Annotated in this window: 11 protein-coding genes; 7 read left to right on the top strand and 4 right to left on the bottom strand. The window is 67.3% G+C overall.

Annotated features, from left to right (window positions below):
- Positions 1-119: 119 nt before the first annotated feature.
- From ACREEF_RS10600 to ACREEF_RS10585, 4 genes are all read right to left on the bottom strand, one after another.
- Positions 120-1901, bottom strand: a complete 1782-nt coding sequence (locus tag ACREEF_RS10600) for an acyl-CoA dehydrogenase C-terminal domain-containing protein (protein ID WP_431565548.1) — start codon at positions 1899-1901, stop codon at positions 120-122.
- Positions 1902-1903: 2 nt separating this feature from the next.
- Positions 1904-2389, bottom strand: a complete 486-nt coding sequence (locus ACREEF_RS10595) for a MerR family transcriptional regulator (protein WP_431565547.1) — start codon at positions 2387-2389, stop codon at positions 1904-1906.
- A gap of 151 nt (positions 2390-2540) precedes the next feature.
- Positions 2541-2951 carry a DoxX family protein gene (locus ACREEF_RS10590; RefSeq protein ID WP_431565546.1) on the bottom strand — a complete coding sequence of 137 codons (411 nt, stop codon included), beginning with the start codon at positions 2949-2951 and terminating at the stop codon, positions 2541-2543.
- Positions 2952-3165: 214 nt separating this feature from the next.
- Positions 3166-4578, bottom strand: a complete 1413-nt coding sequence (locus ACREEF_RS10585) for a protein adenylyltransferase SelO family protein (RefSeq protein ID WP_431565545.1) — start codon at positions 4576-4578, stop codon at positions 3166-3168.
- Positions 4579-4792: 214 nt separating this feature from the next.
- On the opposite strand from ACREEF_RS10585, the gene nhaA reads away from it, so the two are divergent.
- From nhaA to ACREEF_RS10550, 7 genes are all read left to right on the top strand, one after another.
- Positions 4793-6004: a Na+/H+ antiporter NhaA gene (gene nhaA, locus ACREEF_RS10580; RefSeq protein WP_431565544.1), complete on the top strand. Its 1212-nt coding sequence runs from the start codon at positions 4793-4795 to the stop codon at positions 6002-6004.
- A gap of 231 nt (positions 6005-6235) precedes the next feature.
- A complete protein-coding gene (locus ACREEF_RS10575) occupies positions 6236-8836 on the top strand; it encodes a TonB-dependent receptor (RefSeq protein WP_431565543.1) in 2601 nt (866 codons plus the stop codon).
- 136 nt (positions 8837-8972) lie between these two features.
- Positions 8973-10106 carry a beta-ketoacyl-ACP synthase III gene (locus ACREEF_RS10570; protein WP_431565542.1) on the top strand — a complete coding sequence of 378 codons (1134 nt, stop codon included), beginning with the start codon at positions 8973-8975 and terminating at the stop codon, positions 10104-10106.
- Positions 10046-10786, top strand: a complete 741-nt coding sequence (locus ACREEF_RS10565) for an iron-containing redox enzyme family protein (protein ID WP_431565541.1) — start codon at positions 10046-10048, stop codon at positions 10784-10786. The genes ACREEF_RS10570 and ACREEF_RS10565 overlap by 61 nt, the downstream gene beginning before the upstream one ends.
- Entirely contained in the window at positions 10783-11712 is a 930-nt protein-coding gene (locus ACREEF_RS10560) for a DUF6999 family protein (RefSeq protein WP_431565540.1), read from the top strand. Before ACREEF_RS10565 ends, ACREEF_RS10560 begins: the two co-directional genes overlap by 4 nt.
- A 64-nt stretch (positions 11713-11776) precedes the next feature.
- Entirely contained in the window at positions 11777-13042 is a 1266-nt protein-coding gene (locus ACREEF_RS10555; RefSeq protein ID WP_431565539.1) for a dicarboxylate/amino acid:cation symporter, read from the top strand.
- Positions 13043-13107: 65 nt separating this feature from the next.
- Positions 13108-14698, top strand: a 1591-nt coding sequence (locus ACREEF_RS10550) for a hypothetical protein (RefSeq protein ID WP_431565538.1), incomplete at its 3' end; no start/stop codon positions are given.

Raw genomic sequence — 14698 nt, 5'->3', positions numbered from 1 at the left:
GGGCCGGATGAGGGGCGGGTGCGTGAAGTCGGCGAACGCCGTCCCTCACCCTTTCGCCTGGCCGATCGCTTCGCTCTCGGAGGCTCAAGCCCTCTCCCATAGGGAGAGGGCGGGCTAGATCAGAAGGCCTCGGCGGGCATCTGCATCAGCACCTCGGCGCCGGTCTTCAGCTTGACCAGGTGGGCGGCGGCGTCGGGCAGGATGCGCTCGACGAAGTACTGCCCGGTCTGCAGCTTGGTGACGTAGTAGGGATCGGCGTCGCCGGCGGTGATTTTCGCCTGCGCCGACTTGGCCATCTGCGCCCACATATAGGCCAGGGCCGTCAGGCCGAAGATGTGCAGATAGTCCGTCGAGGCGGCGGCGGCGTTGTCCGGGTTGGCCATGCCGTTCTGCATCAGCCACATGGTGCCGTCCTGCAGCTTCTTCTTGGTGTCGGCCAGACCGTCGACGAAGGGCTTGATGGCTTCGTTGTCGCTGTTCTCGGACACGAAGGCGTCGATGTCGGCGAACCAGCTCATGATGGCGCGGCCGCCGTTCGACGGCAGCTTGCGGCCCACCAGGTCGAGCGCCTGGATGCCGTTGGTGCCTTCATAGATCATGGTGATGCGGGCATCGCGCAGATACTGCGAGGCGGGGAAGTGCTCGGTGTAGCCCGAGCCGCCGTGAACCTGCATGGCCAGCGAGGCGACGTGGAAGCCCTTGTCGGTCAGATAGGCTTTCAGCACGGGCGTGATCAGGCCCATGTAGTCCTTGGCCTTGGTCGCCGTGGCCTCGTCCGAGGACTTCTGCAGGTCAGCTTGCAGCGCAGTCCACAGGATGAAGGCGCGGCCGCCTTCGACGAAGGCCTTGGACTCCAGCAGCATCCGGCGCACGTCGGGGTGGACCATGATGGGGTCGGCGGGGCCGTCCGGGTTCTTGGCGCCGGTCAGGGCGCGGCCTTGCAGACGGTCGTTGGCGAACTCAACGGCGGCCTGATAGGCGGCGTCGCCGATGGCCAGGCCCTGCAGGCCGGTGCCGAGGCGGGCCTCGTTCATGACCACGAACATGTTGTTCATGCCGCGGCCTTCTTCGCCGATCAGCCAGCCCTTGGCGTTCTCATAGGCCATGACGCAGGTGGCGTTGCCGTGGATGCCCATCTTGTGCTCGAGGCCGGCGCAGGCCACGCCGTTGCGCTCGCCGATGGAGCCGTCGGCGTTGACCAGGAACTTGGGCACCACGAACAGGCTCAGGCCCTTGATGCCCGGAACCGCGCCTTCGACGCGGGCCAGCACCGTGTGGATGATGTTGTCGGCGAAGTCGTGCTCGCCCGCCGAGATCCAGATCTTCTGGCCGGTGATGGAGTAGCTGCCGTCGCCGTTGGGCACGGCCTTGGTGCGGACCATGCCCAGGTCGGTGCCGCACTGCGGCTCGGTCAGGTTCATGGTGCCGGTCCACTCGCCGGTCGCCATCCGGGGCAGATAGGTCTGCTTCAGCTCATCCGAGGCCGAGGCCTCGATGCCGTGATAGGCGCCCGCCGTCAGGCCCGGATACATGGAGAAGGCGGCCGAGGCGCCGGCCGTGAACTGGCCCACGGCCATTGAGACGATGGAGGGCAGGCCCTGACCGCCGAATTCGGTGCCGAAGGACAGGCTGGTCCAGCCGGCCTCGACCATCTGATGATAGGCTTCCTTCCAGCCCTTGGGGCCGGTGACGACGTCGCCCTCGATGTGGCAGCCTTCCTGATCGCCCGGACGGTTGATCGGGGCGATGACTTCCTCGGCGAACTTGCCGCCTTCGGCGATGATCTGGTCGATCAGGTCGCGCGACAGGTCGGCGTCGGCGAAGTGGTTGGCGTAGCGTTCAACCTCCAGCACGTCGTGCAGGACGAAGGACAGGTCGCGGACAGGCGCCTTGTAGGCCATGATCAGGCTCTCGCTTTGAAGGGCTGGAAGTGGGTGTCGGGGTTGAGCCGTTCGCTCAGCAGGTTGGCGTATTCGTCGGCCCCCGGCAGAAGGTCGGGGCGGTGTTCGCCCAGCTTGGACTCCATCCAGGCGCAGGCCTCCTCGGCCGTCTGGATGGCGCCCTCGATGTCTTCGAGTTGTTGTTTCAGCGCCTCGACCTGGGCGCGGTGACGGCGCAGGGCCACGGCCATCTGATGGACGTTGTGATCCTTGCGGTCATACAGATCCAGCATCTCCTGGATCTCCTGCAGGGTGAAGCCGATGCGGCGGCCCCTCAGGATCAGCTTCAGTCGGGCGCGGTCGCGCGCGTCATAGACCCGCGTCTGGCCCTTGCGGGCAGGGGTCAGCAGACCCTTGTCCTCATAGAAGCGCAGGGCGCGCGCGGTCGCGCCGAACTCGCGGCACAGGTGCCGGATGGAATAGGTGCGGTGATCGTCAGCGGTCGCCATGCGTCACTCATAACTTGACGCGGACGTAAAGGGAAGCTTCTCGCGCGGGCCCTCGACAAGTTGTGAACGGGGAAGGCCCTCAAACGCAAATCGGCCGCGGAGAGCTTGCGCCCGCCGCGGCCGATCAGGGGAGGAAAACTATTGGGGTCGCCTAGTGGCGGCGGAACCAGAGCACCGGCGCCGTGATGGCGATCAGGACCAGGTTGGTCAGGGCCAGGCCGATGTCCAGGCTGAAGGCGTGGACGCCCAGCATGACGGTTTCGAGCGCCAGCAGGCCGGCGACGGCCGTCAGCAACAGGGGCCGTCCGATGCGCCACGAAATCAGCGGGCTGAGCACCATCAGGGCCAGAACCATCTCGGCGACGCCCAGGCCGCGCACGAAACTGACGCTGGCCATGGCGGGCCAGTTCATCAGCACCGTCAGGTTCTCCATCGACTCGGTCAACTTGGCGTAGCCAGCGGCGACGAAGAACATCGCGATCCAGCCCTGGAAGGTCCACAGGGTCAGGTTCAGATAGTCGGCTTTTGCGCGGGAGCGGGGGGTGAGGGTGGCGGAGGTCATGGCCGTAACCGGGGAGTTTGATTGGCAACAGTTGCTAGATCAGATTGCGCGGCTCCACATTCAAGGAACTGTAACAATCTGTGAACCGGGGTAGGCGCGAGCTGCGGCGGGGATGGGGCTGAAACCACAATTCCTCGTAACCCGACGCGGGTCGTCAAATGGCATTAGGCCGCGCGAAGCGGCCTGTCAACGATTGATGACATCAATTGATGACTTAGAGCGCCCAGGCGCTCCGCGCGGCGTCCAGACGGGCCAGTTTGGCGTGCAGCGGCGCCCAGTCGTCGCCTTGGTCGATGGCCGACCACAGGGCCTCGACCTCGTCGATCAGCATTTCTTCCGGCTCGGGGGCGGCGAACATCGGATGCTCCAGCCGCTCGGGGCGGTCGGGCTCGTGCTCCAGCAGGGCGAAGCGGAAGGCGTCGAAGGCCTCGCCCTGATAGATCTTGCCGCGCGCGCCGCCCAGCGCCCGCGCGCTCGAACTGAAGCCGCCGAACCAGTCGAAGAACAGCGGCTCCCAGCGCAGGGCCTCGCCCTTGTCGCGCAGCAGGGCCAGGCTTGCGTCCAGCAGTCTTTGATCGGCCGCCTCGCCCAGGCTCTTGACGCCCAGCCGGTTCAGGAAGGCGGCGCGCAGTTCGCGGATATAGGCCGGGCCGAACCCGTTCAGCGCCTCGGTCAGGGCCGTGACCTGGGGCTCGGCGACCAGTTTCAGACAACCGGCCAGCTGGGTCAGGTTCCAGAACACCGCCTCGGGCTGGCGCGCGAAGGCGTAGAGGCCCGAATGGTCGAAATAGGCGGCCGTGAAGCCGGGCTCGTAACGCGGCAGGAAGCGCCACGGCCCGTAGTCGAAGCTCTCGCCTGTCACGTTCAGATTGTCGGTGTTCAGCACCCCGTGGACGAAGCCGGCGGAAATCCATTTCGCCGTCAGCCGGGCCGAGGCCGCGACCACGGCGGCCAGCAGGCCGGGGACGTCGCCGACCGCGACCTGTGGATGATAGAGGCTGCGGACGTGTTCGATCAGGGCTTCGATCTGATCCTTGCGTCCGTAATAGGCGGCGCGCTGGAAGGTGCCGAAGCGGATGTGGCTGTGCGACAGCCGCACCAGAACTGCCGAACGGGTCGGCGAGGGCTCGTCGTGGCGCTCCAGCGCCTCGCCGGTCTCGACCAGCGACAGGATGCGGCAGGTCGGCACGCCCAGGCTTTCCAGCATGGCGGCGGCCAGCACCTCGCGCACCCCGCCCTTCAGCGTCAGTCGCCCGTCGGCGTGCCGCGACCACGGCGTCTGGCCTGAGCCTTTGGTGCCCAGGTCTAGAAGACGATCCTGATCGTCACGAAGTTGCGCCGCCAGGAAGCCGCGCCCGTCGCCGATCTCGGGGTTGTAGGTGCGGAACTGATGGCCGTGATAGCGCATGGCGATCGGCCCCGGCTGGCCGGGCAGGGGGGCGAACCGGCCGAAATGAGCGATCCACTCCTCGTTGCTCAGCGTCTCCAGCCCGACGCTCGCCGCCGCCCGGTCGTTGCGCACGCGCAGGGTCGTCTGGGGAAAGTCCGCAGCCTGTACCGTATCGGCATAGTCGGGGCCGAGGTCGATGAAGCGCGGGTCGGGACGATAGGCGGGGGAGACGGGCATAAGCCGCAGATGCGCGCTCCCTCGTCCTGACGCAACCGTGAACGGCGAGGGTTGAACCGTCGCTAGCCGTCCGTATTGTCACGCTCAGAGATCAGGCCTCTCGGTCCTTGCGGCGCGACGGGCCAGGCCGGCGCCGTCGTTCGATGCGCGAATCCGGTCCGGCGTCCGTCGATAACCTGACGCCACGACAGTCCTTTTGATTTCGGAGACCGCCGTGGCCAGAAAATCCACCCTCGAATTCCTCAAGACCGAAGCCGGTTCGGGCGCTGCGCTTGGTCTGGCCGCCGTCGCGGCCCTGATCGTCGCCAATTCGCCCTGGGCCGGCGACTATTTCGCCTGGCTGAAAAGCGTCCACGTGCTTCAGGTCGGCCCGCTGCGGCTGGAGGAGACGATCTCGGGCTGGATCAAGGAAGGCCTGATGGCGGTCTTCTTCCTCGTGGTCGGGCTGGAGATCAAATACGAGATCCTCAAGGGCGAACTGAGCAATCCCAAGAAGCTGGCCCTGCCGATCATCGCCGCCGTGGGCGGTATGGCGGTTCCGGGCCTGGTCTATCTGGCCGTCGCGGGCCTGCTGGGCGGGCCGGGGCAGGGCTGGCCCATTCCCCTGGCCACCGACATCGCCTTCGCCCTGGCGGTCTTTGCGGTGGTGGGCAAGAATCTGCCGTCGTCGCTGCGGGTCTTCCTGCTGACCCTGGCCATCGTCGACGACCTGGGGGCCATCGCCCTGATCGCCGTCCTGTTCAGCCAGGGGGTTCAGTGGGCGCCGCTGCTGGGCGTGGCGGGGCTGCTGGCGGCCTTCGCTCTGCTGGGCCGTCGCCGTCTGGCCGGGCCCTTCTGGGTGCTGGGCTTTGCGGCGGTCTGGTATCTGACCGTCCTGTCGGGTCTGTCGACCTCGCTGACGGCGGTGGCCTTCGCCATGATCGTGCCGGTCGAGCCGCGCCGCGAGACGTCGCAGAGCCCGCTGAAGGAGGCGATGCACGACCTGCACCCCTATGTCGCCTTCCTGGTCCTGCCGCTGTTCGCCTTCGCCAAGGCCGGGGTGTCGTTCGCGGGCCTGTCGCTGGAGCAGGCGTTTGCGCCCCTGGTCATCGCCATCGCGCTGGGCCTCTTCCTCGGCAAGCAGGTCGGCGTCTTCGGCGCCGCCTGGCTGGCCGCGAAACTGAAGATCGGCGACAAGCCTTCGGGATCCGGCTGGCTGCAGATCTACGGCGTCAGCCTGCTGTGCGGCATCGGCTTCACCATGAGCCTGTTCATCGGCGTCCTGGCCTTCCCCGGGGCGGTCGATTCGCCCGAACAGATCGAGGTCAAGCTGGGTGTGATCGGCGGATCGGTGCTGTCGGCCCTGGCGGCGGCGGTGATTCTAAACCTCGCGGGACGGCGTCAGCAGCAGAGAGAAGACGCGACGTCTGCCAAGTTGTCTCAGTAAACGTCGATAATATTGACCTTGCGTCATCGTTTTTTGTCGCTTTCTCGCCACATATAGAGCGAGGTTGGACGAAATCGCCGTTTTGGCGTCTCACGACTTCTTGTCGGTGTCTCAACCCTGGCCTACGCCTGTCATTGGAGAATTCACGCCGTTCAATGAGCGTGGATCGACAGGACAGGAATCGCCACGGTCGCCGCGGGCGGCCGGGCCACAGAGCCGGGGAGCCGCCATATGCGTTTCAACAATATTCTTCGCAGCACCGCGTCGGCCGCCGTCGTCGGCGTCGTCGCCTTCGGCTTCGCCGGCGCCGCGTCGGCCCAGGAAGGCCCGACCACGGTCGATGACATCATCGTCACCGCCCAGAAGCGCGAACAGAGCCTGCAGGACGTGCCGATCGTGGTCACGACCCTGTCGCAGGAGGCGCTGGACGGCGCCGGGGTGCGCGACATCAAGGATCTGCAGATCCTGACGCCGGGCATGACCGTCACCTCGACCCAGTCGGAAGCCTCGACCACCGCCCGCATCCGCGGCGTCGGCACGGTCGGCGACAACCCCGGCCTGGAAAGCTCGGTCGGCGTGGTCATCGACGGCGTCTATCGCTCGCGCAACGGCGTCGGCTTCGGCGACCTGGGCGAACTGAGCCGGATCGAAGTGCTGAAGGGGCCGCAGGGCACCCTGTTCGGCAAGAACACCTCGGCCGGCGTCATCAACATCATCACCGAGGCCCCGTCCTTCACCCCCGGTTTCGACGCCGAGGCCACCTACGGCAATTTCGGCGCCTGGGGCGTGGCCGGCTCGGTCACCGGCCCGATCAGCGACCAGATCGCCGGTCGTCTGTATGTGGCCAAGCGCGAGCGTGACGGCTTCTACGACGTGATCACCGGCGCGGGTCCGCGTCAGGAAAAAGACGACCAGAACCAGGATTTCTGGACCGCGCGCGGCCAGCTGCTGATTCTGCCCTCGGACAATGCGTCGATCCGCCTGATCGCCGACTATTCCAAGCGTGACGAGTACTGCTGCGTCTCGACCCAGCTCCGCACGGGTCCGACCTATAACGCCATTCGCGCCGTCGGCGGCGACCAGCAGGCGCCCGCCTCCGGCTTCGGCAAGTTGCCCTTCTCGCGCACGGCCTACGCCAACCGCAGCACCGGCCAGACCATGGAGGACATGGGGTTCTCGGCCGAAGCCAATATCGACATCCCGTCGTGGGACGCGACCCTGACCTCGATCAGCTCCTGGCGGAGCTGGGAGGGGATCAACGGCATGGATCTCGACTACACGACGGCTGACCTGCTGTACCGCGTGGACGACGGCAACTACGGCTTCAAGCTGGACAACCTGACCCAGGAATTCCGCCTGGCCGGGGCCACGGACGGGCTGGACTGGCTGGTCGGCGCCTTCTTCACCAAGGAGGACATCGGCCGCGCCGACAGCTACCATTACGGAGCCGGCTATACGCCCTATCTGTCGCTGCTGCTTTCGTCGCAGTTGAACGCGGCCAATCCGGCCTTCCCGGTCAGCCCCAACGACATCGGCTGCTTCAGCCGTCCCGCCCAAACGGCGCCGGGCCTGGCCGGATGTCTCGCCACGGGCGGGATGACGCCGTCGGGCCCGACCGCCGCGACCGGTCCGGGCTTCGGCGTCGGCGAAGGCGTTCGCGACCGCTACAGCCAGCGTACCGAATCCTTCGCCCTGTTCACCAATAATACGGTGCATCTGACCGACCAGTTCGATCTGACCCTGGGCCTGCGCTACACCCAGGATCACAAGCGTCTGCTGGCGATCCAGGACAATGTAGGCACGAACGGCGCCGCCTGCGGCGGAACCCTGGCCAACGCCGCGGCCATTCAGGGCCTGTTCGGTGCGGCGACCGGTTCGCGCCTGATCGGCAACATCTGTCTGCCCTGGGCCAATCCGCAGTTCGACAACCGCCGCCTGTCCGAAGAAAACACCGGCGGCGAATTCACCGGCACGATCAAGGCCAGCTATCGCTTCAACGACAGCGTCATGGCCTACGGCTCCTACGCGCACGGTTACAAGTCGTTCGGCTACAACCTGGACCGGGTGCAGAACGGCGTCACCCCGACCGCTTCGCTCTACTTCCCGGCCGAAACCGTCGACAGCTATGAACTGGGGCTGAAGAACACCCTGTTCGACCGCACCGTCCTGCTGAACGTCACCTACTTCCATCAGAAGTTCGAGGACTTCCAGCTCAACACCTTCCTCGGCACGGCCTTCGTGGTCGAGTCGATCCCCGAGCTGAAGTCGCAGGGCGTGGACGCCGACTTCGTCTGGTTCACCCCGGTCGAGGGCCTGTCGTTCAACGGCGGCGTTACCTACACCGACACCAAGTACGGCGATTTCGTCGCCGCCGATCTGACCAACCCCGGCAACTTCCCGCAGCTGTCGCTGCTGCCGGGGGCGCGGGCCTCGTTCGCGCCGGAATGGTCGGCCACGGGGTCGGTCGCCTTTGACCGCTCGATCGGCGCCGGCCTGAAGGTGGGCTTCAACCTGTCGGCCAAGTACACGACCGAATACAACACCGGGTCGGACCTGCTGCCCTTCAAGATGCAGGAGGATATGACCCTGCTGAACGGCCGCATCACCCTGGGCACGGAAGACGAACGCTGGGCCCTGGACGTCTGGGCGCAGAACCTGACGGACGAGGAATACGTCCAGGTCGCGATCAACGCCCCGCTGCAAGGCTCCGCCTTCCAGTCGACGGTCCAGCCGAACGGCACCTTCTTCAACCCGGCGCTGGACACCCAGACCTACAACGCCTTCCTGGGCCAGCCGCGCACCTACGGCGCGACTTTGCGCGTCAGATACTGATCGTTCGGCCTTCGGGCGGAACATAAGGAGGCGGGCCGGAGCGATCCGGCCCGCCTTTTTCGTGGCCGGGCTTCACGGGCGGGGCGGAGGCTTTGCGGCTTGCGCCTGATCGACGGGGCGACCAAGCTGCCGCGCCATGATGCTTCGCGACGTATTCATCACCGGGACCGGCGCCGTCCTGCCCGGCGAGCGGATCGGCAACGACCGGATGGAGGACTTCATCGGCCGCATCGGCGGGCGGGCGTCCGCCGTGGGACGACGCGCCCTGCGCTGGAACGGGATCGAGGGGCGGCACTACGCCCTGACGCCGGACGGGACGCCGCTGCACTCCAACGCCTCCATGTGCGCGGACGCCGTGCGGGCGGCGCTGGACGAGGCGGGGCTGGGCCTGGGCGATCTGCAGCATCTGGCGGCGGCCACGACCCAGGGCGACTATCTGGTGCCCGGCCACGCCAGCGCGGTGCACGCCGAACTGGGCGCGGGGCCGCTGGAGGCGGTCAGCTATCAGTCGGTCTGCGCCAGCGCCCTGATGGCGGCGAAAGGCGCGTGGCTGAGCGTGCGCGCGGGCGAGGCCGAGGTGGCCGCCGCCTGCGCCGGCGAGTTCTCCTCGCGCTGGTTCCGTCCCGGCTTCTATGAGGGCACAGCCCTGGTGGACGAGAAGGGGCGGACGCGGATCGAGGCGGACTTCCTGCGCTTCACCCTGTCGGACGGGGCGGGCGCCGTGGTGATGGAGCCGCAACCGAAACCCGAGGGCCGCAGCCTGAAGGTCGAGTGGATCGACCTGACCTCGCTGGCCGGGCGCTTCGATCCCTGCATGTGGGCCGGATCGACGCCCGAGACGCGCGCCGACATGACCAGCGCCTGGAGCCACGCGGGTCCTGCGGCGGCGCACGCGGCCGGGGCGGTGGCCCTGTTGCAGGACTTCGACCTGCTGAAGATCGTCATCCGGGCCTGGATCGGCGTCTGGCTGGAAAAGGTGGACGCCGGACGGATCGTTCCCGATCAGGTCGACCACCTGCTGTGTCATTACTCCGCGAAGTCGCTGCGTCAGGAGATCGTCGGCCTGCTGGAAAGCACGAAGGCCATGATCCCCGAAGAGAAATGGTTCACCACCCTGGCCGACAGCGGCAATGTCGGCTCGGCCTCGATCTGGGTCATGCTGGAGGCCTTCCTGAAGTCGGGACGCGGACGGCGCGGAGACCGGGTGCTGTGCATCGTGCCCGAGAGCGGGCGGGCGATGATCGGCTTCATGATGCTGGAGATGGTCTGATGGCGGAACAACAGGCCGAGGCCGCCGTGGCCGACACGCTGCGCAAGCTGGCGGTCGTCTTCGCCGATTTCGAGCAGCGGCTGGAGGCGACGCCCCTGATCCGCAAGCTGACGCGCGGGCGGTTCGAGATCGCCGACTACCACGCCTTCCTGATCAACCTGCGCCAGCAGGTGAAGGACGGGGCGTTGTGGATGAGCCGGGCGGCGTCCGACATCGGCGAGGACCATCTGGAGCTGCGCTCGACCCTGATGCGCCATGCCGTGACCGAGCACCGCGACTTCCGCCTGCTGGAGGCCGACTTCGTGGCCTCGGGCGGGCTGCTGACGGACATCCAGTCAGCGCCCAAGAACGTGGGGTCCGAAGCCCTGTCGGCCTGGATGTTCCATGAGGCGTCCAAACCCGATCCCTTCGGTCTGCTGGGCGCCATGTTCGTCATCGAGGGGCTGGGCTCGATCAAGGCGCGGCCCTGGGGCCTGAAGGTGCAGGAACGGCTGGCCCTGCCCGACGAGGCGGTGCGCTTCCTGCTCTATCACGGCGACAACGACGCCGAGCACATGAAGGAGTTCGAGGAGATGCTGGGCATGGTCCTGCCCGATCCCTTCATCGCCGACCGCATCGTCACCACGGCCAGGGTGACGGCCCGCCTCTACGCCCTGCAGATCGAGGAGATCGCGGCGTGAAACGACTGAAGCCGGGAGAGGACCCGTTCGACCCGGCGCGCTTCGACCCCAGGGATCCTGATCCGTGGATGGCGCTTTATCTGGACCATAGCCTGCCGATCGACGACGGGGCCAAGCGCGACCTGTTGCTGGGCGCCCGGTCGCGGTCGCGGCGCTGGTTCTTTCCGGTGGTCCGGCCGCTGGTCTTTCTGTTCTTCTGTCTGGTGAAGGTGCTGCGGGTCATTTCGCCCAAGCACCCCAACCTGAACGGCCTGCTGCACAGGACCATCCACTGGGGCCTGCGGACCTTCGCCACGCCCGAGGCCAACCGGGTGATCCTGCGCCACTTCCACGTCGGGTCCGAACTGACCGCCTTCGTGCGCGAGAACGCGGGCGTGGGCGACAAGGTGACCAAATGGCCGCTGACGCCGACGCGGCTGAAGGACATCGAGCCGGACCTGTTTCTTCAGCACGACCTGAACATCTTCAACTTCGTCATCGAGATGAACACGGTCCTGCGGGCCGAGGGGCGAGAGCTGACCCCGCCCGAACGCATCGACTTCTCCATGATCTCGGACGAATTTCCGCCGTTCGAAGAGTTTCCGCGCCGGTGGCATAACTTCGTCGACGTGCAGACGGCGGTGGAGTTCTACACCCCCATCTACGCCCTGATGCTGCCGCGCGACGACTTCGTGCGGGCCTCCAGCTCGCTGCAGCTGGACGAGGTGATGGCCATCTACATCGCCCGCATCCTGGGCACGAGCTACCATATGGCCTTCGTCAAGAACGGCCACCCGCTGGTGGCGCTGTCGACGCTGCAGGCGGGCTATCGGCTGATGATGCACGGGCTGGATTCGGAGGCCATGCACGGCTGGCTGCGGGTGATGAAGGCGCGCCAGGCGGCGGGCCTGCCTCTGGACCCGGCCAATTCCGGCACCCCGCATTAGGGGCTGGGCGCGGCGCCGCCGATTTCCTCTGGCGCGTTTCGCGGGCGCTGATAGCGTCGCCGTTATGAAAACGGCGCGTTCCTTCCTGACCTCCCTCAGCACCCTGGTGCTGCTGTCTCTGGTGCTGGGCCTGCTGGCCGGGGCGGCGGCGCAGCGCTGGGGCCTGCCGGGCGGCCATGTCACCGCCGACTTCATCCAGGCGCTGGGTCAGCTGTGGCTCAATGCGCTGAGGATGACGATCATCCCCCTGGTGTTCAGCCTGCTGGTGACCGGCATCGCCTCCATTGCGGACGCGGCGCGGACGGGACGGCTGGCGATGAAGGCGGTGGCCTGGTTCGGCGGCATGATTGTCTTTGCGACCGTCTATGCCGTGGGGGCGGCCTACGGCCTGCACGCCCTGTGGCCGATCGACCCCGAAGGCGCGCGCCTGTTGCTGGCCATCAAGCCCGAGGGGGCCGAGGGTCTGGGCGCCGGCGCGCCCTTCAGCGAGTTCCTGAAAACCATCGCCCCGGCCAACCCGATCCGCGCGGCGGCCGAGGATGCCATCCTGGGCATGGTGGTCTTCGCCGTCTTCTTCGGCTTCGCGGCCTCGGGCCTGCCCGACCGGCTGCGCGTGCCGCTGATCACCTTCTTCGAGGCGGTGGGCGAGACCATGATCACCATCGTCCGCTGGGTGCTGACGGCGGCGCCGCTGGGCGTCTTCGCCCTGTCGATCGGGGTGGGGCTGACGGCGGGGGCCAGCGCGGCGGGCGTCCTGCTGCACTATGTGGCTCTGATTTCCCTGGCCTGCATCGGCATCGGCCTGATCTTCTATCCGCTGGCGGTCATTTTCGGCCGCGTCAGCCTGGGGCGGTTCGCCCGGGCGGCGGCGCCGGCCCAGGTGGTGGCCTTTTCGACCCAGTCTTCGCTGGCCAGCCTGCCGGTCATGGTCGAGCGGGCCGTCGATCAACTGGGCGTCAAGCGGGCGACGGCGGGCCTGGTCCTGCCGCTGGCGGTGGCGGTGTTCCGCATCACCAGTCCGGTCGCCAACCTGGGCGTGGCCATCTATTGCGCCCACCTGTTCGGCATCGAGCCCTCGGCGGGCCAGTTGTTCGCCGCCATGCTGACGGCGGTGCTGATCTCGATCGGCACCGTGGGCCTGCCGGGCCAGGCCAGCTTCTTCGCCTCCATCGCCCCCATCTGTATCGCCATGGGCGTGCCGCTGGAGCTGCTGCCCTTGCTGCTGGCGGTCGAGGTGGTGCCCGACATCTTCCGCACCCTGGGCAATGTCACCGCCGACCTGGCCGTGGTCCGCATCGTCCAGGGCGGAGAGGTCGAGGATGTTGACTGAACGGCGGTTGACCAAATTTCGCCATTAAGGCCAAGCTTCCTCCGGGTGCCGGAGGAGTAAGGGTCATGAACAAGAAAATGGCGGGCGCGCTCGCCGCCCTGGCGATGGTCTGCGGCGCAGCGGCGCCCGCCCTGGCCCAGCAGGCCGCGACCATCGAGGCGCGCACCGCGCCCGGCGGCGTGATCGTGACCTGGCGGCTGGCCCAGCCGACGACGCGGGCCGTCTTTCTGAACACTCACGTCATCCGCGACCTGTGGACGGTGACGACGCCCGGCCTGACGCTGAAGGACGGCGCGGTCGAGAGCGAGGCGCCGTTCGCGACCTTCGAGATTCAGATCGCGCCCGACGCCGCCGAGGTGGACCGCACCTACATGGGGCTGTCGCGCGTGGGGGCGGGGCACGTCCTTTACGGGCCGGGGCTGGAATTGCAGGGCATGGACGCGGTCCTGACCGTCCGGCCGGTCGCGGGCGAGGCGACCCTGCCGACGGCCGACGCGGTCAAGGGCTACGCCTATCTGGGGCCGCAGGAGGCCGTCATGCGACGCGACGGGGCGGCTGTGGCGACCAGCGCCTCGGCCCCGCCGGCCCTGACGGTTCTGCTGCGCGACGGCTATTTCGCGGCTCAGAAATTCTATGGCGCGCGGCTGGGCCATGTCCTGCCGAACGAGCCGACACTGATCATCTCGACCGACAGTCCGGGGCCCACGGGCTTTCGCGGCGACGTGACCGACACGGGGGTCATCTCCCTGCGTTTCCATGGAGATATGTGGGCGTCGCCGCCGCCGGACGTGGCCGTGCCCCTGGGCACCTTCGTCTGGCATGAAAGCCTGCATCTGTGGAACGGCAACGGCATGAAGATGAAGGACAGCGGGGCCGCGCCCTGGCTGCACGAAGGCATGGCCGAATATGGGGCTGTGGTCGCCGCCGTCTCGACTGGCGTGATCGACGAGGATCAGGCGCAGGTGTCGCTGGCGCAACGGCTGAACGGCTGCCGAAAGACGCTGGGCGACGCCGACTATGACGCTCGGAAGCTGAAGTCGGGCTCATCCGTCTACGACTGCGGCGTCGTGGTGCAGTGGATCGCTGATCTGGAGGCGCGGCGGGCGTCGAACGGCGCGCGCGACATCTTTGATCTGTGGAAGACCATGCTCGACGCGGGGCGGGTGGGCGACGGCTACGGAGTGGCCGAATTCCGCGCACTGATGCAGCCCGACACTGCGGTCGCCGTCCTGTTGGACGGGCCGGGCGCGTCGCGCTGGGCCAGGATCGAGGCGCGGCTGGCGGCGCTGGGGGTGACGCTGGAGGACAGGCCCAGCACGGACGAGTATCGGGTGGCGGCCCTGTTTCATCTGAATGGCGAGAACTGTTCCGCAGGCTCCAACGGTTTCTACACGACGGAGAAGGGCATCAAGCTGGATACGGGCGACAAGTGCGGGCTGTTGTCGGGTGATCCCTTGCTGGCCTCGGTCGAGGATCATGACCCGGCGAATGACGCGACGGCCATGTTCTTCGCAGTCCAGGCGCGTTGCGCGGCGTCACAGCCGGTGCGCTATCGCACGCAGGACGGCAAGCTGATCGAGGCCCGGTGCGAGGCGCCGCTGATCGCGCCGAAGGCCTGGGCCGTGGCGGGCGCGCCGCCGTTGGCGACGCGAGCGC

The sequence above is a fragment of the Brevundimonas sp. genome, from assembly GCF_050729455.1.
Classification (GTDB): Bacteria; Pseudomonadota; Alphaproteobacteria; order Caulobacterales; family Caulobacteraceae; genus Brevundimonas.
This window is presented reverse-complemented; position numbering and strand designations above follow the sequence as displayed.